This window comes from Arthrobacter sp. 01N444 (assembly GCF_056399305.1).
Genome location: NZ_JBFTRB010000003.1, coordinates 35,705 through 58,699, shown reverse-complemented (window position 1 = coordinate 58,699; position 22,995 = coordinate 35,705). Strand labels below are relative to the sequence as shown.

The following is a 22,995-nucleotide window of genomic DNA, read 5'->3' as shown; positions in this document are numbered from 1 at the left end:
AGCCGGAAGGACCCTTTTGTGTTGATGGGGTGCGGTGTTGCCGCGCTGCCGCTATTCGACTACGAGCAGCAGATCCCCGCCCTGGACCTGTTCGATTCCGGCGACGGCGAGCCGCGCGACGGTGCCGGCCACCGGCGTCGTGATGGACGCCTCCATCTTCATGGCCTCGATCGTGGCCACCGTGTCGCCGGCCTTGACGGTGTCCCCGGCCTTGACGGTCAGCGTGACGGCACCGGCGAACGGCGAGGCGACCTGGCCCGGCTGGGAGGTGTCGGCGCGTTCGGCGGCCTTGACGTTGCTCACCACTGAACGGTCGCGGACCACCACGGGCCGGGACTGGCCGTTGAGCGTGCACATGACCGTGCGCATGCCCTTCTCGTCCGGCTCGGAGACGGCCTCGAGCGAGGCGATCAGCCGGACGCCCTTCTCGAGCTCGATCTCGTGCTCCGCGCCGCGCTGCAGCCCGAAGAGGTAGTCCCGCGTATCCAGCACCGAAAGGTTGCCGTAGGCCTCCACGCTCTTCTGGTAATCCTTCGTGGGACCGGCGAAGAGCAGGCGGTTGAGCGTGCCCCGCCGGGTCTTGGAATCGCCGTTGAGCGCGGCGCTGTCCTCGGCGCTGATCTCGACGTCGCGGACCTTGACGGTGCGGCCCTGCAGCGCCTTGGTCCGGAAGGGCTCAGGCCAGCCGCCGGGCGGGTCACCGAGCTCGCCGGAAAGGAAGCCGATCACGGAATCCGGGACGTCGTACTTTTGCGGGTTCTCGTTGAAGTCTTCCGGGTCGGCGTTGAGGCCCACCAGATGCAGGGCGAGGTCGCCCACCACCTTGGACGACGGGGTCACCTTCACCAGCCGGCCGAGGATCCGGTCCGCCGCGGTGTACATGTCCTCGATCGCCTCGAAACGCTCGCCCAGGCCCAGCGCCATCGCCTGCTGGCGCAGGTTGGAGAGCTGGCCGCCAGGAATTTCGTGCTGGTAGACCCGGCCCGTGGGCCCCGGCAGTCCGGACTCGAACGGCGCGTAGACCCGGCGGACGGCCTCCCAGTAAGGCTCGAGGGCGCAGACGTTCGCCAGGCTGAGGCCGGTGTCGCGCGGCGTGTGGGCCAGCGCGGCGACGAGGGCCGATGCCGAGGGCTGGCTGGTGGTTCCGGCCAGGGAGGCCGAGGCCACGTCCACAGCGTCCACGCCGGCATCCACGGCCGCGAGGAGCGTGGCCAGCTGGCCGCCGGCGGTGTCGTGGGTGTGCAGGTGGACGGGGAGGTCGAACCGCTCCCGGAGCGCCGAGACCAGGCGTGCCGCGGCAGCCGGACGCAGCAGTCCGGCCATGTCCTTGATCGCCAGGATGTGCGCCCCGGCGTCGACGATTTTCTGCGCCAGCTCCAGGTAGTAATCCAGGGTGTAGAGCGTTTCCTCCGGGTCCAGCATGTCCGCGGTGTAGCAGAGGGCAACCTCGGCGACGGCGGTACCGGTCTCACGGACCGCCCGGATGGCCGGGGCCATCTGGTTGACGTCGTTGAGGGCGTCGAAGATCCGGAAAATGTCGATGCCCGTGGCGGCGGCCTCGTTGACGAACGCCACCGTGACCTCTTCCGGGTAGGGCGTGTAGCCGACGGTGTTGCGGCCGCGGAGCAGCATCTGCAGGCACAGGTTCGGCATGGCCTTGCGCAGGGCGGCAAGCCGGTCCCAGGGGTCTTCGCCGAGGAAGCGCAGGGCGACGTCGTAGGTGGCCCCGCCCCAGGCCTCGACCGAGAGCAGCTCGGGGAGCAGCTTGGATTCTGCGGGACCAGCCGCCACGAGGTCCCGGGTGCGCACCCGGGTGGCGAGCAGGGACTGGTGCGCGTCGCGGAACGTGGTGTCCGTGACGGCCACGGCGTCCTGCGCGCGCAGGGCACGGGCAAACCCTTCCGGGCCGAGTTCCTGGAGACGCTGGCGGGACCCTGGCCGGGCCGCTGCGTCATCCAGGGCAGGCAGCTTGTCCGCCGGGTCCGTGTGGACCTTGAGTTCGCCGTTGGGCTTGTTGACCGTGACGTCGGCAAGCCAGGTCAGCAGCTTGGTGCCGCGGTCGGCCGAGACCCGTGCCTTCAGCAGCTGGGGCCGTTCGTCAATGAACGAGGTAGCCACATCCCCGGCGACGAAGTCGGGATCGTCCAGGACGGCCTGCAGGAAGGAGATGTTGGTGGACACGCCGCGGATGCGGAACTCGGCGAGGGCGCGGCGGGCCCGGGCGACGGCGGCCGGGTAGTTGCGGCCGCGGCAGGTCAGCTTGACCAGCATGGAGTCGAAGTGCGGGCTGATCTCCGCGCCCGAGTAGACGGTGCCGCCGTCAAGCCGGACGCCGGCGCCGCCGGCCGAGCGGTAGCCGGTGATCTTGCCGACGTCGGGCCGGAAGCCGTTGGCCGGGTCCTCCGTGGTGATGCGGCACTGCAGGGCGGCACCCTTGAGCTGGACGCTCTCCTGGGACAGGCCCAGGTCCGCGAGGCTCTCACCGGCGGCGATGCGCAGCTGCGCCTGGACGAGATCGACGTCGGTGACTTCCTCGGTCACCGTGTGCTCGACCTGGATCCGGGGGTTCATTTCGATGAATACGTGCTGGCCGGCCCGCTCACCCACCGTGTCGACAAGGAATTCGACGGTACCGGCGTTGACGTAGTTCAGCGCTTTCGCGAACTTCACGGCGTCGCGGTACAGCGCCTGCCGGATGCCTTCGTCCAGGTTCGGCGCCGGGGCGATCTCGATGACCTTCTGGTGGCGGCGCTGGATGGAACAGTCACGCTCGAAGAGGTGCATCACGTTGCCCTCCGCGTCGGCCAGGATCTGGACCTCGATGTGGCGCGGGCGCAGGACGGCCTGCTCCAGGAACATGGTGGGGTCGCCGAACGCGGCGTCGGCTTCGCGCATGGCGGCCTGCAGGGCCTCCGGGAGCGCCTCGCGGGTGTCCACGCGGCGCATGCCGCGCCCGCCGCCGCCGGCGACGGCCTTGGCAAAAATGGGGAAGCCGATTTCATCCGCGGCGGCGATCAGTTCGTCCAGGTCCTTCGATGGCTGGCTGGACTTGAGGACCGGGACGCCGGCCTTGCGCGCGGCCTCGAGGGCGGCAACCTTGTTACCTGCGAGTTCCAGGACCTCGGCCGGCGGGCCGACGAAGGTGATGCCGGCCTCCTTCGCGGCCCGCGCCAGGCGCGGGTTCTCGGAGAGGAAACCGTAACCGGGGTAAATGGCGTCCGCCCCGGACTCCTTGGCGACGCGCACCACCTCATCAACGTCCAGGTAGGCCCGGACCGGGTGTCCCTCCTCGCCGATCAGATACGCCTCATCGGCCTTCTGGCGGTGAATGGAGTTGCGGTCCTCGTGGGGAAACACAGCGACAGTCTTGGCACCCAGCTCGTAGCTCGCGCGGAAGGCGCGAATCGCGATTTCGCCGCGGTTGGCCACCAGAATCTTAGAAAACATACTTCTCCTGCTTCATCGCGGGCGTATCGGTAAGTGCTCACAGTGTCTAGGACCTGTGCGGGCAAACACAAATCATTGTGGCGACTGTCACAGCATTATCCGTCACGGACGCCGCGATGGGCAGGGCCTTGGCCTTAGAGCTTTCCCCGTCCATCCGATTGGCGAGGTTCTGGCGCCCCACGCCGGATGAAACAGGTTTCGCCGGAGCATCAACATATGATGAGTGGGTGGGTGGCGCACGCACGCCCCGGCTCCGAAGAACGCAGGAGCCGGCACGACCCCGTCTCGGCAACCGGCGTTAGGTATTGGTTTTTCAAGTGCAAGTAGTGAGCATCAGCAGCCTCAAAGGCGGTGTCGGCAAGACATCCGTGACCACCGGACTGGCGTCGGCGGCATTGGCCGCCGGCATCCCCACCCTCGTCGTCGACCTTGATCCGCATGCTGACGCCAGCACGGCCCTGGGCGTGAGTCCGGACGATCAGCTCGATATCGGCAGGATGCTGAGGTCGCCGCGGCGGGCACATCTGGCGGACAACGTGGTCCCCAGCGGCTGGGTGGAACACGCCCGGATCAACGGCCGCAGCAACGCCAACGGCAGTGCCAACGGCAGGATTCAGTCCGGCGCGGCAACCTCCGTCCTGGACGTGGCCGTCGGCTCTGCCTATACCGGCATCTACGACCGCCCCGACCTGGGCCGCCGCGACCTTCGCCGACTCTCCACGGTCCTGGCCGGCGCCACGAACTACGAACTCGTCCTGGTCGATTGCCCCCCGTCACTGAACGGCCTGACCCGGATGGCGTGGTCCGCAAGCGACAAGGTGACCCTGGTAGCCGAGCCCGGGCTTTTCTCGGTGGCCGGCACGGAACGCACCATGCGCGCCATCCAGCTCTTCCGGCAGGAATTCGCCCCCAAGCTGTCCCCTGCCGGCATCGTGGCCAACCGGGTGCGCAGCAGTTCGGCCGAGCACACGTTCCGGCTCTCGGAGATGGAATCCATGTTCGGCCAACTGCTGTTGAGCCCGCATATCCCGGAGCAGGCCAACTGGCAGCAGATCCAGGGCGCCGCCCACTCCATCCACCACTGGCCCGGCGACTCGGCCAAGAATGCGGCCGGGCTCTTCGATGCCCTGCTGCAGAACCTGCTGAACCAGGGCGGCGTGGCCCCGGCCGGCGCTGTCCGCGACCGCAGCCTTCGGTAGCCCCGGACTGCCGTACACAGCCCAACAGAAATGAGGCCGCCTTCCCTGTCCGGGAGGCGGCCTCATCTTGTTGTACTCAGGTTCTGTGCTCAGTCATTCCTGTGCTCAGTCGTTGCTGTGCTCAGTCACGTCTGCAGCTGCGGGCGCTAGCCGATCTTGCGGGCCGCCCGGCGTTTGCTCAGCTCGTCGTCGGGAAAGGACTGGTCCGCGGCGTGTTCGCTGGGAAGAGCTGCGAGGCTTCCTTCAACTTCGCGCCATACGCGGCCGACGGCGATGCCGAACACCCCCTGGCCGCCCTGGACGAGATCGATGACTTCATCTGCCGATGTGCACTCGTAGACGCTGGCGCCGTCGCTCATGAGCGTGATTTGGGCGAGGTCCTCGACGCCGCGCTCCCGCAGGTGTTCCACGGCGGTGCGGATCTGTTGCAGGGAGACGCCCGTGTCCAGGAGCCGTTTGACCACCTTGAGAACCAGAATGTCGCGGAAGCCGTAGAGCCGCTGCGAGCCGGAGCCGGCCGCACCGCGGACGGCGGGCTCAACGAGTCCGGTGCGCGCCCAATAATCGAGTTGGCGGTAGGTAATGCCGGCCGCCTTGCAGGCGGTGGGTCCGCGGTAGCCCGCGTCCTCGTCCAGAACGGGGAGATCCTCGGTGAACAGCAGGCCTTGGGCACCGCTGGCGGGCACAGCAACGCCGGCCGTTGAGGCCTGCTTCAGCTCGCCTGCTTCGCCTTTCGGACTCACGTGGACCCTCCTTGTCGTGGGTTCCCCTGGGTTTGTTGCATCGGCAGCAATAGATGTGAACAGCTGCATGACACCGGATGAATATTTCATCCGTGTAATTCAGCCGGACTGCACCTTCCAGTGTGACTTGCGCGGCTACCGTATGCAATGGGAACTTGTACCTTCGACGTTAGGCCTGCCGGGGCCCAAGGTCAAAGACGTTGGGGCTATTCCAAGGGCGTGTCGAAAGTTTCATCCTCGACTTTAACGTTTGGTGCCGCCACAGCTGTCACGCACGTATCAGAAACACCAGCAGTCACAGGCACGCCCGCAATCGCGGCAGGTTCCCTGGCGCCGGTTGCCTGGGCCGGCTCAGCCGCCGAAGTCTTCGGGTTCGACGTCGTCGAGGAACTCGCGGAAGCGCCGCAGTTCGACTTCCTCGTCCACGGCGGGTCCGGGGTGCGTGTCCTCGCCCTCGTCGTGTTCGGTGATCCGGACGCCGGCCTCGTCCATGACGGCGTCGGCGCACCAGATCCGGCACTTGGCGCGCAGGGCAACGGCCAACCCATCGGAGGCCCGGGAGCTCACGGTGGTGCCGTTCTCGAACTGCAGCTGCCCGTAGAAGATGTTGTCCTCCACCGCCACGATGTTGACGCTGACGATCGTGTGGCCCAGGGCCTCGACAACGTCCACCAGGAGGTCGTGGGTCATCGGCCGGGGCGGGATGACCCCCTGCTGGGCCAGGGCGATGGCGCTGGCCTCCGGGGTCCCGATCCAGATGGGCACGTGGCGCTCACCATGGATTTCCTTGAGCAGGACAAGCGGCTGGTTGGACGGCAACTCGATCCGCACGCCGACAATCTCCACCTCAATCATCAGATGTCCATCCTTGAGATGCGGTCGTGGACCAGCGCCTGGTGCAAGGACAGGCAGAGGTCGCTGATTTCCCGGGCCGCCTCGGCGGCGCGGGCGTGGGAGGCTGCGTCCTTGCGGGAGGTCAGGGTGGCCACAGCACGCTCCACGAGCCCGAATTCGCGGTCGGCAGCCGCCTGGAAGGGCCGCAGGTGGCGGGGTTCCAGGCCATGGCTCTCCAGCTGGACGCAGGCCCGCGCGACCTGCAACGCGTGTTCGTCGAATTTGCCGTTGACGTGCCCGATCAGGCCGTAGCTCAGGAGCGATTCCAGCAGTGGGACGCTCGCCCCGGATTCGGCGCGCAGCTGCTCCTCGCTGAGCCTGCGTGCCCGGCTCTGCAGCTCGGAGGCGAGCTCCTCGGAGACAATCCGCGGGGACAACGTGACGCCTGCCGGCAGGTTCTCCGGCCGTTCGCCCCGGTCGATCGCATCCAGGTAGTCCTTGATAACCTTCAGCGGCAGGTACTGGTCACGCTGGAGTGAGAGGACGAAGCGCAGCCGTTCGACGTCGTTCTCGGAGTACTGACGGTAGCCGGCAGGTGTCCGCTGCGGGTTGATGAGTCCCTTTTCTTCAAGGAACCGGATTTTTGACGCAGTCATGCTGGGGAAGTCGTCGCTCAGTTGAGCCAGGACTTCCCCGATGTTCAGAACCTGGGGTCCGCGCCGATCCGCATGTGCCGTGGCCACAGGCAACTACCCCGGAATCAGACGTTGCCTGCTGCGCGGGCAGGGCTGAGGTAGAAGGTGAGGCGGAATTTGCCGATCTGGACCTCGTTGCCGGACTTCAGTTCCACCGAGTCCACGCGGTCGTGGTTGACGTAGGTGCCGTTCAGGCTCCCGGTGTCCACAACCTCAAAGCTGCGCGCAGTGCGGCGGAATTCGACGTGCCTGCGCGAGACAGTGACGTCGTCGAGGAAGATGTCGGCGTCCGGGTGGCGGCCCGCCGTGGTGACGTCGGAGTCCAGCAGGAACCGCGCACCGGCGTTGGGGCCGCTGTGCGCGACGAGCAGGGCCGATCCGAAGGGAAGGGCCTCAACCGCTGCCCGTTCCTCAGTTGAAAGCTTCGGCGTGAAATTGGGTTCGTCGCGCACCGGAGTGAGGTTGATCGACGTGGTCTCCGAAGCCTTCACTCCACCCGTGCCGTAACCGTCACCGGTGTCGTTCCGTTCGTGCCCAAACATTGAGTCCTCCTCATTCGTTGCAGGTGTCCCCCCTGCAAACAACGCATGCCGTCCGGAAAAGCCTTGCAGTCCCGGTAATGAGGCCCTTCGGCGGGGCGCGGCTTTGTTTTGTTATCCCAACAACACTCGCCGGCGGCCCCGGCCCGAATGACCTCTGTCTTTAGCCTACCTGCTGTTCATACTCGGATGCACTGAGCAAGGACTCGACCGCGTCGGCTTCCGCGAGCTTGATTTCGATCAGCCAGCCTTCACCGTACGGATCGGAGTTGATAAGGGCGGAATCGGTGTCCAGCGACTCGTTCCTGGCCACCACCTCGCCCGTCACCGGGGCGTAAATGTCGCTGACGCTCTTGGTGGATTCGACCTCTCCGACGACGTCGTTGGCCTTGATGGTCGTCCCGACCTCGGGCATCTGGGCGTAGACGACATCCCCGAGGGCGTCCTGGGCAAAATCAGTGATGCCCACGCGCACAACCCCGTCGGCGTTGGGGGCCGAAACCCATTCGTGTTCTGCGGTGTAGGACAAGTCTTCGGGAATGATGCTCATGACGGGCCTTTCATCGGGTCAATCACCTGGCGGCGGCAGTCGTTTGTTCTAGCCGCCGCTGAAAGTATAGGCACATCGGGCAGGGGCCGGGGAGGCATCTGCGAAGATGGTGCCATGGCAGAACATGCTCCGTTGAAGGGCGGGAATGTGAACAACCGGGGCGCCGGGACCGTCCGGACACGTGAGGGCTAGGCCGTGCCTGAGCTTCCTGAAGTTGCGGCCCTGACGGACTTTCTGGACGAGCACCTGCGCGGAGCAATGGTGCGGAAAATCCAGCCGGTCTCCTTCGCCGTGCTCAAGACGGCAGACCCTCCCTACTCCGACCTCCAGGGCAAGGCCGTCAGCGGCGTGCAAAGGTTCGGCAAGTTTGTCAGCCTGGAAGCGGACGGGCTGCATTTTGTCTTCCACCTCGCCCGGGCCGGCTGGGTCCGCTTCACGGACTCCCCCACCGACGCCCAGCTGAAAATGGGGAAGGGCCACATCGCGCTGCGGCTGACGTTCTCCGCCGATTCCGGCCCGGTGGGCATGGACCTGACCGAGGCGGGCACGAAGAAGAGCCTGGCGGTCTATGTGGTCCGTGATCCGCACGACGTGCCCGGCATCGCGGCGCTCGGACCGGATCCGTTCAGTCCGGACTTCGACGTCGATGCCCTGGCCGGGATTCTCGGCTCCAGTTCCCAGCAGATCAAGGGCGTCCTGAGGAGCCAGGGCATCATCGCCGGGATTGGGAACGCGTACAGTGACGAGATCCTGCACGCCGCCAGGACTTCGCCGTTCGCGATCGCCAGGTCGCTGGACCGGACGCACGTGCAGCACCTCTACGACGCCATCCACACCATTCTGGGAACGGCGGTGGCGGAGGCCAAGGGCAAGCCGCCCAACGAGCTCAAGGACACCAAGCGGAGCCACATGCGGGTCCACGGCCGGACCGGCGAACCGTGTCCGGTGTGCGGGGACACGGTCCGGGAGGTTTCCTTTGCCGATTCCGCCCTGCAGTACTGCCCGACGTGCCAGACCAAAGGAAAGATCCTGGCCGACCGCCGGACGTCCCGCTTCCTGAAATAGCGGATCACCGCGGACCTTCCTGGGAACACCACGGAGCGGATGTGTCCGGGAAACAGAAAACCCCGCCATTCCTTCATCAGGAATGGCGGGGTTTCAGCTGTTGGTCGGGCTGACAGGATTTGAACCTGCGACCCCTTGACCCCCAGTCAAGTGCGCTACCAAGCTGCGCTACAGCCCGCTGGTTCCACCGTTCTCCGCCCGGAAGTCTTCCCGGATTCGCTCCAGGTTTTCTTCCAAGCAGTCCGGCCGAACCACCTCCAAAAGCTTACACGATCCGGGAGGGTGCCTGTGACAATTTCAGGCTGTCACGGCAAGGTGTGTCGGAATTAACGTTTCTTGCCACGCTTTTCGCGCACGCGCATGTTGACCTCAATCGGTGTGCCCTCGAAGCCGAAGGTCTCCCGGAGGCGTCGGGTGATGAAGCGGCGGTATCCCGGATCCAGGAATCCGGTGGTGAAGAGCACGAACTTCGGCGGCCGGCTCGAGGCCTGGGTGCCGAACAGGATGCGGGGCTGCTTGCCGCCGCGGACCGGGTGCGGGTGCGCTGCGACAAGTTCGCCCAGGAACGCGTTGAGGCGTCCGGTGGGGATGCGCTTGTCCCAGCTTTCCAGGGCGGTGTCCAGGGCCGGGACGAGCCGGTCCTTGTGCCAGCCGGTCTTGGCCGAGATGTTCACGCGCGGTGCCCAGGCCACGTGTGCCAGGTCCTGCTCGATTTCGCGTTCCAGGTAGCGGCGGCGCTCGTCGTCAAGGAGGTCCCATTTGTTGAAGGCCAGCACCAGGGCGCGGCCGGATTCAACGGCAAGCTGCAGGATGCGGACGTCCTGCTCGCTGAGCACCTCGTCCACGGCCAGGAGCACGACGGCGACCTCGGCCTTTTCGAGCGCGCTCTGCGTGCGCAGGGAAGCGTAGAAGTCCGCGCCCTGGGCCATGTGCTGGCGGCGCCGGATGCCGGCGGTGTCCACGAAGCGCCACGTGCGTCCGCCGAGTTCGATGAATTCATCGACCGGGTCGCGGGTGGTGCCGGCGGTGTTGTCCACCACCACACGCTCGGAACCGGCAAGTTTGTTCAGCAGCGAGGACTTGCCGACGTTCGGGCGGCCGATCAGGGCGATGCGGCGGGGTCCGCCGGAGCGCTCGAGGCCCTCAATCAGTGAGTACTCCGGGAGGGTTTCCATGACGTGGTCCAGGAGGTCCGCCACGCCGCGGCCGTGCAGGGCCGAGACGGGGTACGGTTCGCCGAAGCCCAGGCCCCAGAGGGTGGCCGAGTCGGCTTCCTGGGCGAAGTCGTCCACCTTGTTGGCCACCATGATGACCGGCTTCTTCGACTTGCGCAGCATCTTCATGACGCCTTCGTCGGTCGCGGTTGCGCCCACGGCGGAGTCGACGACGAACAGGACGGCGTCGGCAAGTTCCACGGCCATCTCGGCCTGCTCCGCCACACGGGCGTGGATGCCGCGGGCATCGTGCTCCCACCCGCCGGTGTCCACCACGGTGAAGTTGCGGCCGTTCCAGTTTGCCGAGTACATGACACGGTCGCGGGTGACGCCGGGGGTGTCCTCGACCACGGCCTCGCGGCGGCCCAGGATCCTGTTGACCAGGGTGGATTTGCCCACGTTGGGCCGTCCGATGATGGCGAGGACCGGGTCCAGCTTGACCGGGCCGTCAAAGTCCTCGTCGTCGAAGTGGCCGCTCAGCAGCGCGGCGTCGTCTTCGTCGAGCTCGTAGTCGTCCAGCCCGGCACGCAGCGAGGCCGCGCGCAGTTCCGCTTCGTCATCGTCCAGGGCGGCAAGGTTTTCAGCCACCTGGTCGGTGCCGGTGGGCGTGTATTCGTCTTCGCCGGCGCCAAAATTGCCGGAGGTTTGAGTCGTATCGCTCATTGCACTTTCCTTAGGTGGTGATCTGCCGGCGTCCCGGCTACTTCTTCATGACGTTCATGCGGTGATTCCGCGTGGGGCAGGGGCTGCCCGGTTCTTAGTACTGAGTCCTGGACATGGCGCGCTAATGCGGCCCGGATTTCGGTTCCCGCCCTGTCCATTGAAACACGCCCGGTCTCGCCGGGCCTGCGGCTGACGTTGATGGCCCCGCCGAAGCTGACATGCAGGCGCCGGCGCGGTGCGGGCACGGTGTCCAGGTGTTCGCCGTCGATTCTTGTGCCCAGGATGGCCACGGGGACCACAGTGGCGCGCGAGTTAAGCGCCAGCCAGGCGACGCCGTTGTTGATCGCGGCGGCCTCACCGCTCCCCCGCGTGCCTTCGGGAAGAATCCCGACGCACCGTCCGGCGTCGAGCAGGCTCCGGGCCGTGGCCAGCGCCGCACGGCCACCGCGGCGGTCGACGGGCAACTGGCCCGACGCCGCCAGGACGCGGCCGAGGAACCCGGTGAACATCTCCTGCTTGACGAGGATGTGCATGGGCCGGGGCGAGGCGCCGAACATGACGGGCCCGTCCAGGAAGCTGATGTGGTTTCCCGCGAAGATCACGGGACCGGCCGCCGGGACGTTGGAGCGTCCGCTGACCGACGTGCGGTAGACGAGGTGGTCCAGGAGCCAGCCCACGGGCCGGCTCCACGCCGTCGTCCACTGACCGGGCAGGGAGGCCGGCGCTGTCCCCGGCAGTCCGGCGCGCCCCTCAGTCACCGTGGACGGCCCGGAGCGGAACGGGAGAGTGGTTGACCACGGTGTCCACGATGTCGAGGGCGGCCTGGACCGTCTCGTCAAAGTCCAGGTCGGAGGAGTCCAGGGTCACGACGCCGTCGGCGGCCGTGGTGAAGTTCACTACGGTGGAGTCCTTGGCATCGCGGTGCGTGACCTGGGCTGCCAACTGCTCGGCATTCTGGCTGCCGCCCAACTGGATGCCGCGGCGGCGCAGCCGGGCTTCCTCGCTGGCGGTCAGCAACATCCGCACCTCGGCATGGGGCGCGACGACGGTGGTGATGTCCCGGCCCTCGACCACCATGCGGCGGTGGTGCTTTTCGATCAGCTCGCGCTGCCGGCGGATCAGTTCAGTCCGCGCGCCCAGGGTGGTGGCGACGGCGCTGACTGCCGCGGAAATGGCGGGTTCCCGGATGGCGAGAGTGACATCGTGCCCGCCGACGCGGACGTACTCTTCCTGCGGGCTGGTGCTGATTTCCAGCGGCAGGGTCTCGGCGGCGGTCTCGACGGCGGCCCCGTCGTCCAGGTCCGTGCCGCTCTGCAGGCAGAACCATGTCAGGGCGCGGTACATCGCGCCGGTGTCGAGGTAGGCCAGTTTCAGCCGGCGGGCCACCTCTTTGCTCACGCTGGATTTGCCGGAGCCGGAGGGGCCGTCGATGGCAACCACAAGGCTTTTTCCGGGGCGGACTACGTCCACTGTCTCGATGAGTTCCTGGGTCATTACTGGAGTACCCGCCATCCACGGTCGTTGAGGGCTGCTATCAAAAGGTCGTGCTTGTTGGGCAGGACGGAAATTTCCACCATGCCCACATTCTGCCCCGAAGAGTGGTCGAGGCGGAGGTCTTCGACATTGACGCCGATCTCGCCAATCTCGGTCAGCAGCTTGGCGATCTGTCCGGGTGTGTCATCCACCAGCACCGTCAGCCACGAGTATGCCTGCGGGGGTCCGCCGTGCTTGCCCGGGATCCGGGACTGGCCGGCATTGCCTTCGCTGATCAGCTGGGCAAGGTCCAGCCTGGCGCCGGGAGCGGCCGGTGACTCCAGGGTGCCGATCAGCCGGTTGAGGTCCTCGCGGACTCCGTGCAGGATCTCCACCACCTTTTCCGCGTTCGCGCCAAGGATCTGGACCCAGAGCGTGGGATCGCTTGCGGCGATCCGGGTGACATCCCTCAGCCCGTTGCCGGCCAGGGACAGGGCGTGCAGGGGCGTGCCCTGCAGGCGGCTGGCCACGAGCGAGGACATCACCTGCGGCAGGTGTGAGACGAGCGCCACGGCTGCATCGTGCTCGTCGGCAGCGAATTCGGACACGACGGCGCCGAGATCGCCAGCCAGCGCACGCGCCACCCGCAGGGACTCCGGCAGTGTCTCCTCCGCCGGGCACACGACCCACGGCATGGAGGTGAACAGCTCGCCCCGGGCCGCGACCGGGCCCGATTTCTCGCGCCCGGCCATGGGGTGGGTCCCCACGTAGCGGCCCAGGTCCGCGCCTCGGCTGCGCAGATCGGCCAGGATCTGCGCCTTCACGCTCGCGATGTCCACCACGACGGCGTGCGGGTAGTCCTGGAGCGCCTTGGCCACGACGTCCGCCGTGACATCCGGCGGCGCGGCCACGACGACGAGCTCCGGCGCCTCCCCCTCGAGGCGCGCCAGCGGCAGGCCGGCGCCGATGTCGACGGCGACGGCCTGGTTGGTCGGTGAGGGATCCGAGAGGAACACAGGGACGCCCCGCCCCCGCAGCCCCAGCCCGATGCTGGTGCCCAGTAGCCCGGAGCCCAGGACGAGCACCGGGCCGTTCAGGTGGCCGCGTCCGTGCGTGCGGAAGGCGGACATGCTTACAGCCCCACGGAGGCCAGCAGGTGGCCGACTTCCTGCTTGCCGAGGTTGCGGATGCTGCCCTGGCGCTGGTCGCCGAGCCCGATGGGGCCGACCTTGACGCGCACCAGGCGCAGCACGGGGAAGCCGACGGCGTCGAACATGCGCCGGACGATCCGGTTCTTGCCCGAGTGCAGCACGACCTCGATCAGCACGTGGCCCGGGGTCGAGTCGACGAGCTTGAAGGAGTCCACCGAGGCGATGCCGTCCTCGAGTTCGACGCCGCCCTTGAGTTCGGCGCCCACGCCCTGCGGGAAGGGCCCGCGGACCTGCACGAGGTAGGTTTTGGGCACTTCATAGGACGGGTGCGTCAGGCGGTTGGCGAGCTCGCCGTCGTTCGTCAGCAGCAGCAGCCCTTCGGTGGCGACGTCAAGCCGGCCCACGTGGAAGAGGCGTTCGCCGTGGTGGTTGCGGACAAAATCGCTGATGCACGGGCGGCCGTCCGGGTCCTCCATGGTGGAGACAACGCCCTTGGGCTTGTTGAAGACCATGTAGACCATGTTCTCGTCCAGCTGGATGCGCAGTCCGTCGACGTGGATCACTGCCGTCTTCGGGTCGACGCGCACGCCGAGTTCGGTGACCACCTGGCCGTCGACCTCGACGCGGCCCTCGGCGATCATTTCCTCGCAGACCCGCCGTGAGGCGACGCCGGCGGAAGCCATGACCTTCTGGAGGCGGGTGCCGTCGGCGTCGTGCAGCTCAGACTGCGGCACCTCGGCTCGGGGTCCGCGCTTGCGGGCCGGCTTGCGCACGGGCCCGAGGTTCTGGCCGAAGCGTTCACTGCCGAAGACGCGGGAACCGGTGGCCTTGGCCGCTCCGGCGCCGACGCGCGGCTTGGGTTTGAGGGCGCCGGGAGTGCCGGGGGCCTTGCCGAAGCCGGGCTTGCGGGCTGCTGCCTTGCGGGCGGCCTCCTTGCCGGAAGGCGCTTTCGACTTCCAGTCAGCGGAAGCCGGGCGGGCGGCCGACGGCGCGCCGTCCGGACCCTGCAGGTCCGGATCGATGAAGGCCTCTTCGCGAGGCTTGGGGTGCTTGAAGGGGCGGTCTCCGCCGCCCTTGTAGCCGGCTCCGCCGCTGCGGCCTGCGCCGCCCTGGGAGCTGCGGCCTGCGCCGCCCTTGTAGTCGGCTCCGCCGCTGCGGCCCGAACCGCCCTGTGCGCCGCGGCCTGAGCCTTGCGCTGAGTTTTGTCCGGCACTGTTACGTCCCGAACTGTTACGTGGTGAACCCTGGCGTCCCGCCTGTGTCATGACCCGTCCTTCGTTTGTTGGCCGACGGCCGCTGTCTCCCGACAACACCCGCCGACTGGGCAAAATGATTCTGCCCTAGTGGATACTCGTGCGCAGGCAGTTGTTCCTGCCTACATTCTTCCAGCGTCGTAAAACTCTTCGATGCCTTCAAGCCCCGGAAGGTGGGGTGAAAGCTGTGGCAATTCCGCCACCGAGCCGATTCCCATTCGCTCCAGGAAATACGACGTCGTGCGGTACAGGATTGCTCCGGATTCAGGATCGGTTCCCGAGTCCTCGATCAGCCCCCGCTGCGTCAGCGTCCGCACGACAGAGTCAACGTTGACTCCTCGAATTGCAGACACCCGCGCCCTAGATACGGGCTGGCGGTAAGCGATGACGGCGAGCGTTTCGAGCGCCGCCTGCGTCAGCCTGGCCGTCTGTCCTTCCAGCACGAATTCGCCAACGATCTCGGCGAATTCAGCGCGGGAATAGATCCGCCAGCCTCCGGCGATATTCCGCAATTCAAAACCCCGGGCGGTGGCGCTGAAGCCGTTCAAACTGGCATCGTCCACATCCGGGGCATTAACAGTATAACCGTTATACTCCCGCTGCAGTTCAGCCAGCAGGGTCTCGACGACGTCGACCGTCAGGTTCAGTCCGGCTGCCAGGGCCTGGGCCGTGGCCGGTTCGTCGATCACCATCAGGACCGCTTCGAGGGCCGCGCGGGCACCCCCTGGCAGGCTCGCGACGTCCGGCCGCGCGTCTGTCCCGGCGTCCGGCCCGGCCTCGCGGGCAGCGTCAGGGAGTCGTTCGTTCACGGTTGGTCCTCGTATTCTTCACTCAGGTTTTCGCTGCTCCACCCCTGGGTATCGGCCGTCCAGTGCACCGTCAGTTCCCCCAGCGGCAGCAGCTGGTCAAAGCCCACTGCCCGGTCGCGGAACAGCTCCAGCAACGCCAGGAACCGCGCCACCACCACCAGCGTGGATTCGGCGTCGGCGATCAGGGCCCGGAAGCTCAGCGGCGTGCCCAGCCGCAGCCGGTTCCCCAGCAGCTCGGCCTGTTCCTTGACGCTGACGGGCGCACCGTGCAGGTGCGCGAGGCCTACTTCGGTGGGGGCTGCCTCCTTGGGTTTGAGGGCCGCCTCGGCCAGGGAGGCGAACTGGGCAGGGGTGTGCCGCCACAGCAGTTCCGGAAGCAGGGCAGCGAAGTGTCCCTCAAGGGCAACCTGCCGGGGATATTGCCGGGCCTCAAGCTCGAGTGTGGAGCCGATCATGCCGGCCACCTGCTTGAACGCCTTGTACTGCAGCAGCCGGGCGAACAGGAGGTCCCGGGCCTCCAGCAGGGCAATGTCCTCATCGTCCTCAACCTCGCCCGCGGGCAGCAGCCGGGCCGCCTTGAGGTCCAGGAGGGTGGCCGCAATCACCAGGAATTCGCTGGCCTCATCCAGGGCCCACTCCTCCCCCAGCTGCTGCAGGCCCCTGATGTACTTGATGAATTCGTCAGTGACCGTGGACAGCGCCACCTCGGTGATGTCCAGCTGGTGCTTGGAGATCAGGCCGAGCAGGAGATCGAACGGGCCGGTGAAGTTGGCCAGCCGCACTTCGAATCCGGGCTTTTTGACGCCCTGTTCTGCTGGGTGCTCCGGCCGCGCGGCCCGCGCGGATTCCGCGCGTGTGTCGAGCTCCGCAGGCATGTCGAGATTCGCTGGCGGAGAAAAGGCGCCTGCCACGACCCTGGCTAGGGCGCGCCGCCGCGCGAGATCAGCTCTTTGGCCAGGCGGCGGTAGGCGTCGGCACCGACGTGGTTGCCCGCGTAGGTTGTGATGGGCTCGGCCGCGACCGTGGCGTCGGCAAATTTGATCGAGCGCTTGATGACGGTTTCGAAGACCTTGTCGCCAAAGGCCTCCACGAGGCGGGCGATCACCTCGCGGCCGTGCAGGGTCCGGGCGTCGTACATCGTGGCGAGCACGCCGTCGACCTGCAGGCGCGGGTTGAGGCGGTCCTGGACCTTGTCGATGGTTTCCACGAGCAGCGCCACGGCGCGCAGGGCAAAGAATTCACAGATCAGCGGGATGATGACCCCATGGGCGGCGGTCAGCGCGTTGACGGTGAGCAGGCCGAGCGAGGGCTGGCAATCGATCAGGACGACGTCGTAGTCGTCCTCGACCTTTTTCAAGGCCCGGTCCAGCACCTGTTCGCGGGCCACTTCATTGACCAGCTGCACCTCGGCGGCGGAGAGGTCGATGTTGGCCGGGAGCAGATCCACGTTTTCCACGCCGGTCTTCTGGATGGCGTCGCGGATGTCCACCTTGCGGTCCATCAGCACGTTGTACACCGTGAGGTCGAGCTCGTGAGGATTGGTGCCCAGGCCGGCGGACAGGGCACCCTGCGGATCGAAGTCGACCAGGAGCACGCGGCGGCCGTATTCGGCCAGGGCGGCGGCGAGGTTGATCGTGGACGTGGTTTTGCCCACCCCGCCCTTCTGGTTCACCATGGCGATAACCCGCGCAGGACCGTGGGAGGACAGCGGCGCGGGCTCCGGAAAGTCGCGTTGGGGCCGCCCGGTGGGGCCCATGACGGCGTCTTCCAGATCGAGTTCGGTGCCTTCCAGAGTTGCTGAACCCTGTTCGCTGCTCACGTATCTATCCACACTTTCGATGACGGTGATTGTCGTGCTTCATTTTGCCGCCTCCGGGCTCCCGGAGCCCAGCGCGTTCCTCCCAAGGTTACAGCGCCCGACACGGTATTCGCCGGACCTTGACACTGCGCCGGAGGCTGTGCCTTGACGTTCGGGTTGAAGTCGAAGGTTGCTACCCGGCTGTCACGGCGGCCCGGGCGTGCCGGCAGGCACGCCCGGGGGATGCCGAGGGGACGCCCGCAGGCGCGCAGCGAGGGGCTGAAACAGGCAGGCGGGCCCGCGCTCCGGCGGCCCCGGAGATATTGAAGTTTGTACCACGCAGGCCTACATTGAAACGACGAGGTGGCAGCGGCTCATGCACGAACTTTCGATCACGCAAAGTCTTGTAGAGGCGGTCCTGGACCGGACCGGTGGCCGCTCCGTGATGGGCGTCAACCTGCGGATCGGACCCTTGAGCGGCGTCCTCCCGGACGCCGTGCGCTTTTGCTTCGAAGTCGTTTCAGCTGACACGCCGCTGGCCGGGGCAACCCTGACGATCGATGAATCCGAGGGCCGGGCCAGATGCCGCAGCTGCCGCGACGAGTTCGTCCTTGAGGACATGTTTCTGCTCTGCCCCTGCGGCAGTGCCGATGTCGAAGTCGTCAGTGGCCGGGAGCTCCTGGTCACCTCGGTGGAGGTTGCGTAGACATGTGTGCGACGTGCGGATGCGGCGACGACGCCGGCACCAGAGTTTCGGACCTCGACGGCACTGTGCACGACATCTTGCCCGCTGCTGCGGCCCCGCACGAACATCCGCATCCGCACGATCACGGCCATCAGCACGCCCACGATCACGATCACGGCCATCCCCATCCCCAATCCCCCGGGACAGCCGACGCCGGGCACAGCCCCGCGGCGGAAGGACGGACCCTCATCTCCCTGGAGGAGAACCTGCTCGCCAAGAACGACCTCCTGGCCGCACGGAACCGGGGTTGGCTGGAAGGACGCGGCATCCAGGCCTTCAATGTCATGAGTTCCCCAGGGGCCGGCAAGACCACGCTCCTGGTCCGGACCATCAGGGAACTTGCCGGTGAGCTGGACATTGGTGTGATCGAAGGGGACCAGGAGACCTCGCTGGACGCCGACCGGATCCGGTCCACCGGGCGGCCGGTGATCCAAATCAACACCGGGGCAGGCTGCCACCTGGATGCCGGGATGCTGCAGCGGGCGCTCGGCGCGCTGGATCCGGTCCCCGGATCGACACTCTTCATCGAAAACGTGGGCAACCTGGTGTGCCCCGCATTGTTCGACCTCGGCGAATCGGCCCGGGTCGTCGTGATCTCAGTTACGGAGGGCGATGACAAACCGCAGAAATACCCCCACATGTTCCTGGCTGCCGACCTGGTGATCATCAACAAAGCAGACCTGCTCCCCTATGTGGAGTTCGACGTCGAGCGTTGCGTGCGCCAGGCGCGCCTGCTGAATCCCGGCGTCGACGTCCTGACCCTGTCAGCTACCACCGGCGACGGCATGGACGGCTGGCTGGAGTGGATCCGGAAGAATCCCCACCCGGCGGCGGCTGCCGCCGGGAGTGCGCCGCGCTCTGGCGGACTACGCGTTTGACCGTTGACGCAACATTCGAGCCGCGGCCACAGGGCGGGCTCCGAAGGAGGCAACGATGCCTACAGCTACTGCATTGAAAGCGGAAGAAACCTTGATCCACGTCCTGTGGATCAATGCCGGACTCAGTTGCGACGGTGACTCCGTGGCCCTGACGGCGGCAACCCAGCCAAGCGTCGAGGAGATAGCCCTTGGGGCGCTTCCCGGACTACCCAAGATTGCCATGCACTGGCCGCTGATCGACTTCGAATGCGGCCCGCAGCAAGGCGCCGACGACTTCCTCGAGTGGTTCCGCAAGGCGGACCGCGGCGAGCTGGAGCCGTTTGTGCTGGTGGTGGAGGGGTCCATCCCGAATGAAAAGCTGCACGCCGCGGGCGGCTACTGGGCGGCCTTCGGCAACAACCTCGACACCGGACAGCCGATCACCACCAGCGAGTGGCTGGACCGGCTGGCGCCCAAGGCGACGGCGATCATCGCCGCGGGGACCTGTGCGACCTACGGCGGCATCCATGCCATGGCCGGAAACCCCACCGGCGCCATGGGGGTGCCCGACTATCTCGGGTATGACTGGCGCTCCAAAGCCGGGATCCCGATCGTGTGCGTCCCGGGCTGCCCCATCCAGCCGGACAACCTTTCCGAAACCATGACGTACCTGCTGTATCAGGCCACCGGACAGGCCCCCATGATTCCCCTGGATGAGGCGCTCCGGCCGACCTGGCTGTTTGGCCAGACGGTGCACGAGGGATGCGACCGCGCGGGGTACTACGAACAGGGCGACTTCGCCACCGAATACGGGTCCCCGAAGTGCATTGTCAAGCTCGGCTGCTGGGGGCCGGTGGTCAAGTGCAACGTGCCCAAACGCGGCTGGATGAACGGAATCGGCGGCTGCCCCAACGTGGGCGGCATCTGCATCGGTTGCACCATGCCGGGCTTCCCGGACAAATTCATGCCGTTCATGGACGAACCTCCCGGCGGCAAGCTGTCGACCGCCTCGATCATGCCGTACGGCAAGACCATCAGGACACTGCGGAACATCACGAAGCACACGCTGGACCAGGAACCCCGCTGGCGCAATCCCGGTAATGATCTGCTGACCGGCGCCAAGCGGACCTGGTAGGGACGCTAGGCAGAGAGGCAATGCAATGACTTCGACGATTCCGATGCCCTCAGCGGACGGTACCGCGGGCGAGAACCTGGTAGAGATGGCCTGGGACCCGATCACAAGGATCGTCGGCAGCCTCGGCATCTACACCAAGGTCGATTTCAAGAACAACCAAGTGGTGGAATGCCACAGCACGTCCTCGATTTTCCGCGGCTATTCCATCTTCATGCGCGGCAAGGACCCCCGGGACGCACACTTCATCACGAGCCGGATCTGCGGAATCTGTGGCGACAACCACGCCACCTGTTCCTGTTACGCGCAGAACATGGCCTACGGCGTGAAGCCGCCCCACCTCGGCGAATGGATCGTCAACCTCGGCGAGGCTGCCGAGTACATGTTTGACCACAACATCTTCCAGGAGAACCTGGTCGGCGTGGACTACTGCGAGAAGATGGTCTCCGAAACCAACCCGTCGGTGCTGGCCAAAGCCGAGAACACACCGGCCCCGCAGGCAGCCGCGCACGGCTACCGCACCATCGCGGACATCATGCGCTCGCTGAACCCGTTTACCGGGGAGTTCTACCGCGAGGCACTGCAAGTGAGCCGGATGACCAGGGAAATGTTCTGCCTGATGGAGGGCCGGCATGTCCATCCCTCCACGCTGTATCCCGGCGGCGTGGGCACCGTGGCGACGATCCAGCTGATGACGGACTACATCACCCGGCTCATGCGGTACGTGGAGTTCATGAAGAAGGTCGTGCCGATGCACGATGACCTCTTCGACTTCTTCTATGCGGCCCTGCCCGGGTACGAGCAGGTGGGGCTGCGGCGCACCCTGCTGGGCTGCTGGGGGTCCTTCCAGGACCCGGAGTTCTGCAATTTCGCCTACAAGGACATGACGGAGTGGGGCCGGAAGATGTTCGTCACGCCCGGCGTCGTGGTGGACGGCAAACTCGTGACCACGGACCTGGTGCGCATCAACCTGGGGATCCGGATCATGCTGGGCTCGTCTTACTACGAGGACTGGGGCGACCAGGAAATGTTCGTCACCCGCGACCCGCTGGGCAACCCGGTGGACCGCCGGCACCCCTGGAACCAGCACACCAACCCGCGGCCGCAGAAGCGCGACCTCGAGGACAAGTACAGCTGGGTGATGTCACCGCGGTGGAATGACGGCGAAAGCAACCTGGCGCTGGATACCGGCGGCGGCCCGCTGGCCCGGCTCTGGTCGACCGCCCTTGCCGGCTTAGTCGACACCGGCTACCTCAAGTCAACGGGCACCAGCGTCCAGATCGAGCTACCCAAGACTGCGCTGAAGGGCCCGGTGACCCTGGAATGGAAGATCCCGCAGTGGAGCAACACGCTGGAGCGGAACCGCGCCCGGACCTATTTCCAGGCCTACGCGGCGGCCGCCGCCCTGCACTTCGCTGAAAAGGCGCTCGAGGAAATCCGGGCCGGCCGCACCAAGACGTGGGAGTCCTTCGAGGTGCCGGAGGAAGCCATCAGCTGCGGCTTCACCGAAGCCGTCCGCGGCGTGCTCTCGCACCACATGGTGATCCGCGACGGCAAGATCGCCAACTACCATCCCTATCCGCCGACGCCGTGGAACGCCAGCCCGCGCGACTCCGAGGGAACACCAGGCCCGTATGAGGACGCGGTGCAGGGCCAGCCCATCTTCGAGGAGAACGACCGCGACCATTTCAAGGGCATCGACATCATGCGCACCGTCCGCAGCTTCGACCCCTGCCTGCCGTGCGGCGTCCACATGTATCTCGGCGACGGGCAGACGCTGGACTTGCTGCACTCCCCCACGCAGTCGCTCACCGGTGAGTAGCCCGCCATGGACCGGGAGAATCTGTTGGGCTCGGCCGGTGAACGGATCAGTTCGCTCCTGGACGCGCTGGGCTCCGGCGGTCCGGTGGCCCGGGACCGGGCGGAAGAACTGGTCCGGCAGGTGACGGAACTGTACGGTGCCGGGCTGGAACGGATCCTGCACGTGCTCGATTCGCAGGATGCGCTCGGGCCCGGAACGGTGTCCGCCCTCACGTCCGACCCGTTGGTGTCGGGCCTGCTCCTGATCCACGGGCTGCACCCCGTGGACCTGCCCGGCAGGGTCGCCGGCGCCCTGGACTCGGTCCGGCCCTACCTCGGCTCGCACGGCGGCGATGTGGAACTGCTCGGCATCAGCGAAGAAGGCGTCGTCCGGCTGAGGCTGCTGGGCAGCTGCCAGGGCTGTCCGTCGTCGTCGGTGACGCTCAAGCTCGCCGTCGAGGACGCGATCGAATCTGCGGCGCCCGAGGTGACCGGCATCGAAGTGGAGGAAGCGGCTCCCGCCGCCGTTCCCGCCCTCATCCCGGTCGGCGCCCTGCGCTCGCGGCTGGACGGGCTGGTCGGCCCGCCCGACGGCGGCATTCGCAGTGCCGCGCCGGACTGGGCGGTCCCCGACTCCGGCACACCGGCCCCAGGCACGTGGCAGGCGGTCCCGGCCCTCGCTGAGCTGGAGTCCGGAGCCGTGGCCGGCTTCCTGGTGGCGGGCGTGGAGGTGCTCACGTGCCGGATCGGCCCGGACATCTACGCGTTTGTGGACAGCTGCCCGCGGTGCACCCACACCATGCCGGGCGCCTCGCTGCAGCGGGCGCTGGCTGCCCCGGTGGGCGGGGGGCTGTTGCGCTGCCCGCACTGCCGCAGCCACTTCGACGTCCGGAAGGCCGGGGCCTGCCTCGAGGACAAGGGGCTGCATCTTGATCCCCTCCCGCTGCTGCTCCGCGACGGGGTTCCCTCCGTGGCCGTCCCCACCACCGCGGACCCGCTGTGAGATGCCGGCACATGAATTCCGCGGC

21 protein-coding genes and 1 tRNA gene are annotated in these 22,995 nt (G+C 66.9%); 7 read left to right on the top strand and 15 right to left on the bottom strand.

Annotated elements, in window-relative coordinates:
* Positions 1 to 51: 51 nt before the first annotated feature.
* On the bottom strand, positions 52 to 3,447 hold the full coding sequence (locus tag AC1DKN_RS04685; RefSeq protein ID WP_476870563.1) for a pyruvate carboxylase: 3,396 nt from the start codon (positions 3,445 to 3,447) through the stop codon (positions 52 to 54).
* 317 nt (positions 3,448 to 3,764) lie between these two features.
* On the opposite strand from AC1DKN_RS04685, the gene AC1DKN_RS04680 reads away from it, so the two are divergent.
* Positions 3,765 to 4,646, top strand: coding sequence for a ParA family protein (locus tag AC1DKN_RS04680; RefSeq protein ID WP_476857893.1), 882 nt, complete (start codon positions 3,765 to 3,767; stop codon positions 4,644 to 4,646).
* 146 nt (positions 4,647 to 4,792) lie between these two features.
* On the opposite strand, the gene AC1DKN_RS04675 is transcribed toward AC1DKN_RS04680, so the two are convergent.
* The 5 genes from AC1DKN_RS04675 to gcvH form a co-directional block, all read right to left on the bottom strand.
* The gene (locus AC1DKN_RS04675) at positions 4,793 to 5,389 is read right to left on the bottom strand and encodes a MerR family transcriptional regulator (RefSeq protein WP_028275903.1); all 597 of its coding nucleotides are present in this window, start codon (positions 5,387 to 5,389) and stop codon (positions 4,793 to 4,795) included.
* A 351-nt stretch (positions 5,390 to 5,740) separates the two neighbouring features.
* A complete protein-coding gene (locus AC1DKN_RS04670; protein WP_230009361.1) occupies positions 5,741 to 6,244 on the bottom strand; it encodes a bifunctional nuclease family protein in 504 nt (167 codons plus the stop codon).
* Positions 6,244 to 6,966 (bottom strand): transcriptional regulator FtsR, encoded by a 723-nt coding sequence (gene ftsR / locus AC1DKN_RS04665; RefSeq protein ID WP_026266235.1) that lies wholly within the window; start codon positions 6,964 to 6,966, stop codon positions 6,244 to 6,246. The genes AC1DKN_RS04670 and ftsR overlap by 1 nt, the downstream gene beginning before the upstream one ends.
* Positions 6,967 to 6,983: 17 nt before the next feature.
* On the bottom strand, positions 6,984 to 7,460 hold the full coding sequence (locus tag AC1DKN_RS04660; RefSeq protein ID WP_028275906.1) for an FHA domain-containing protein: 477 nt from the start codon (positions 7,458 to 7,460) through the stop codon (positions 6,984 to 6,986).
* A gap of 160 nt (positions 7,461 to 7,620) precedes the next feature.
* Positions 7,621 to 8,007, bottom strand: coding sequence for a glycine cleavage system protein GcvH (gcvH, locus tag AC1DKN_RS04655; protein WP_079553886.1), 387 nt, complete (start codon positions 8,005 to 8,007; stop codon positions 7,621 to 7,623).
* Positions 8,008 to 8,202: 195 nt separating this feature from the next.
* On the opposite strand from gcvH, the gene AC1DKN_RS04650 reads away from it, so the two are divergent.
* A complete protein-coding gene (locus AC1DKN_RS04650) occupies positions 8,203 to 9,072 on the top strand; it encodes an Fpg/Nei family DNA glycosylase (RefSeq protein WP_476859861.1) in 870 nt (289 codons plus the stop codon).
* A 101-nt stretch (positions 9,073 to 9,173) separates the two neighbouring features.
* Here the strand turns inward: AC1DKN_RS04650 and AC1DKN_RS04645 are convergent.
* The 9 genes from AC1DKN_RS04645 to AC1DKN_RS04605 form a co-directional block, all read right to left on the bottom strand.
* Positions 9,174 to 9,250, bottom strand: a tRNA-Pro gene (locus AC1DKN_RS04645).
* 148 nt (positions 9,251 to 9,398) lie between these two features.
* Positions 9,399 to 10,949 carry a ribosome biogenesis GTPase Der gene (gene der / locus AC1DKN_RS04640; protein ID WP_476870562.1) on the bottom strand — a complete coding sequence of 517 codons (1,551 nt, stop codon included), beginning with the start codon at positions 10,947 to 10,949 and terminating at the stop codon, positions 9,399 to 9,401.
* The gene (locus AC1DKN_RS04635; RefSeq protein ID WP_476850474.1) at positions 10,946 to 11,626 is read right to left on the bottom strand and encodes a lysophospholipid acyltransferase family protein; all 681 of its coding nucleotides are present in this window, start codon (positions 11,624 to 11,626) and stop codon (positions 10,946 to 10,948) included. Before AC1DKN_RS04635 ends, der begins: the two co-directional genes overlap by 4 nt.
* Positions 11,627 to 11,699: 73 nt before the next feature.
* Positions 11,700 to 12,443, bottom strand: coding sequence for a (d)CMP kinase (gene cmk / locus AC1DKN_RS04630; protein WP_028275911.1), 744 nt, complete (start codon positions 12,441 to 12,443; stop codon positions 11,700 to 11,702).
* A complete protein-coding gene (locus AC1DKN_RS04625) occupies positions 12,443 to 13,552 on the bottom strand; it encodes a prephenate dehydrogenase (RefSeq protein ID WP_476859862.1) in 1,110 nt (369 codons plus the stop codon). Before AC1DKN_RS04625 ends, cmk begins: the two co-directional genes overlap by 1 nt.
* A 2-nt stretch (positions 13,553 to 13,554) precedes the next feature.
* Positions 13,555 to 14,838: a pseudouridine synthase gene (locus tag AC1DKN_RS04620; protein WP_476870561.1), complete on the bottom strand. Its 1,284-nt coding sequence runs from the start codon at positions 14,836 to 14,838 to the stop codon at positions 13,555 to 13,557.
* 110 nt (positions 14,839 to 14,948) lie between these two features.
* Positions 14,949 to 15,635 carry an SMC-Scp complex subunit ScpB gene (gene scpB, locus AC1DKN_RS04615; protein WP_459384365.1) on the bottom strand — a complete coding sequence of 229 codons (687 nt, stop codon included), beginning with the start codon at positions 15,633 to 15,635 and terminating at the stop codon, positions 14,949 to 14,951.
* Positions 15,632 to 16,510 carry a segregation and condensation protein A gene (locus tag AC1DKN_RS04610; protein WP_476870560.1) on the bottom strand — a complete coding sequence of 293 codons (879 nt, stop codon included), beginning with the start codon at positions 16,508 to 16,510 and terminating at the stop codon, positions 15,632 to 15,634. Before AC1DKN_RS04610 ends, scpB begins: the two co-directional genes overlap by 4 nt.
* Positions 16,511 to 16,554: 44 nt before the next feature.
* Complete coding sequence (locus tag AC1DKN_RS04605; RefSeq protein WP_018772307.1) at positions 16,555 to 17,454, bottom strand: ParA family protein; 900 nt, start codon at positions 17,452 to 17,454, stop codon at positions 16,555 to 16,557.
* Positions 17,455 to 17,809: 355 nt separating this feature from the next.
* On the opposite strand from AC1DKN_RS04605, the gene AC1DKN_RS04600 reads away from it, so the two are divergent.
* The 5 genes from AC1DKN_RS04600 to AC1DKN_RS04580 are packed head-to-tail and all read left to right on the top strand — an operon-like array spanning position 17,810 to position 22,970.
* Positions 17,810 to 18,139 (top strand): hydrogenase maturation nickel metallochaperone HypA/HybF, encoded by a 330-nt coding sequence (locus tag AC1DKN_RS04600; protein WP_476870559.1) that lies wholly within the window; start codon positions 17,810 to 17,812, stop codon positions 18,137 to 18,139.
* Between the two features lie 2 nt (positions 18,140 to 18,141).
* Positions 18,142 to 19,056: a hydrogenase nickel incorporation protein HypB gene (gene hypB / locus AC1DKN_RS04595; RefSeq protein ID WP_476870558.1), complete on the top strand. Its 915-nt coding sequence runs from the start codon at positions 18,142 to 18,144 to the stop codon at positions 19,054 to 19,056.
* A gap of 55 nt (positions 19,057 to 19,111) precedes the next feature.
* Positions 19,112 to 20,170, top strand: a complete 1,059-nt coding sequence (locus AC1DKN_RS04590; protein ID WP_476870557.1) for an NADH-quinone oxidoreductase subunit B family protein — start codon at positions 19,112 to 19,114, stop codon at positions 20,168 to 20,170.
* A 25-nt stretch (positions 20,171 to 20,195) separates the two neighbouring features.
* Entirely contained in the window at positions 20,196 to 21,989 is a 1,794-nt protein-coding gene (locus tag AC1DKN_RS04585) for a nickel-dependent hydrogenase large subunit (protein WP_476870556.1), read from the top strand.
* Positions 21,990 to 21,995: 6 nt separating this feature from the next.
* Positions 21,996 to 22,970: a NifU family protein gene (locus AC1DKN_RS04580; protein ID WP_476870555.1), complete on the top strand. Its 975-nt coding sequence runs from the start codon at positions 21,996 to 21,998 to the stop codon at positions 22,968 to 22,970.
* Positions 22,971 to 22,995: the final 25 nt, after the last annotated feature.

Excerpts from the sequence above, each read along its gene's own strand:
- AC1DKN_RS04685 (WP_476870563.1), bottom strand. The coding sequence starts at position 3,447 with ATGTTTTCTAAGATTCTGGTGGCCAACCGCGGCGAAATCGCGATTCGC.
- cmk (WP_028275911.1), bottom strand. The coding sequence starts at position 12,443 with ATGACCCAGGAACTCATCGAGACAGTGGACGTAGTCCGCCCCGGAAAA.
- AC1DKN_RS04585 (WP_476870556.1), top strand. The coding sequence starts at position 20,196 with ATGACTTCGACGATTCCGATGCCCTCAGCGGACGGTACCGCGGGCGAG.
- AC1DKN_RS04660 (WP_028275906.1), bottom strand. The coding sequence starts at position 7,460 with ATGTTTGGGCACGAACGGAACGACACCGGTGACGGTTACGGCACGGGT.
- AC1DKN_RS04625 (WP_476859862.1), bottom strand. The coding sequence starts at position 13,552 with ATGTCCGCCTTCCGCACGCACGGACGCGGCCACCTGAACGGCCCGGTG.
- der (WP_476870562.1), bottom strand. The coding sequence starts at position 10,949 with ATGAGCGATACGACTCAAACCTCCGGCAATTTTGGCGCCGGCGAAGAC.
- AC1DKN_RS04670 (WP_230009361.1), bottom strand. The coding sequence starts at position 6,244 with ATGATTGAGGTGGAGATTGTCGGCGTGCGGATCGAGTTGCCGTCCAAC.
- gcvH (WP_079553886.1), bottom strand. The coding sequence starts at position 8,007 with ATGAGCATCATTCCCGAAGACTTGTCCTACACCGCAGAACACGAATGG.
- AC1DKN_RS04620 (WP_476870561.1), bottom strand. The coding sequence starts at position 14,838 with ATGACACAGGCGGGACGCCAGGGTTCACCACGTAACAGTTCGGGACGT.
- AC1DKN_RS04610 (WP_476870560.1), bottom strand. The coding sequence starts at position 16,510 with ATGCCTGCGGAGCTCGACACACGCGCGGAATCCGCGCGGGCCGCGCGG.
- AC1DKN_RS04590 (WP_476870557.1), top strand. The coding sequence starts at position 19,112 with ATGCCTACAGCTACTGCATTGAAAGCGGAAGAAACCTTGATCCACGTC.
- AC1DKN_RS04600 (WP_476870559.1), top strand. The coding sequence starts at position 17,810 with ATGCACGAACTTTCGATCACGCAAAGTCTTGTAGAGGCGGTCCTGGAC.
- hypB (WP_476870558.1), top strand. The coding sequence starts at position 18,142 with ATGTGTGCGACGTGCGGATGCGGCGACGACGCCGGCACCAGAGTTTCG.
- AC1DKN_RS04580 (WP_476870555.1), top strand. The coding sequence starts at position 21,996 with ATGGACCGGGAGAATCTGTTGGGCTCGGCCGGTGAACGGATCAGTTCG.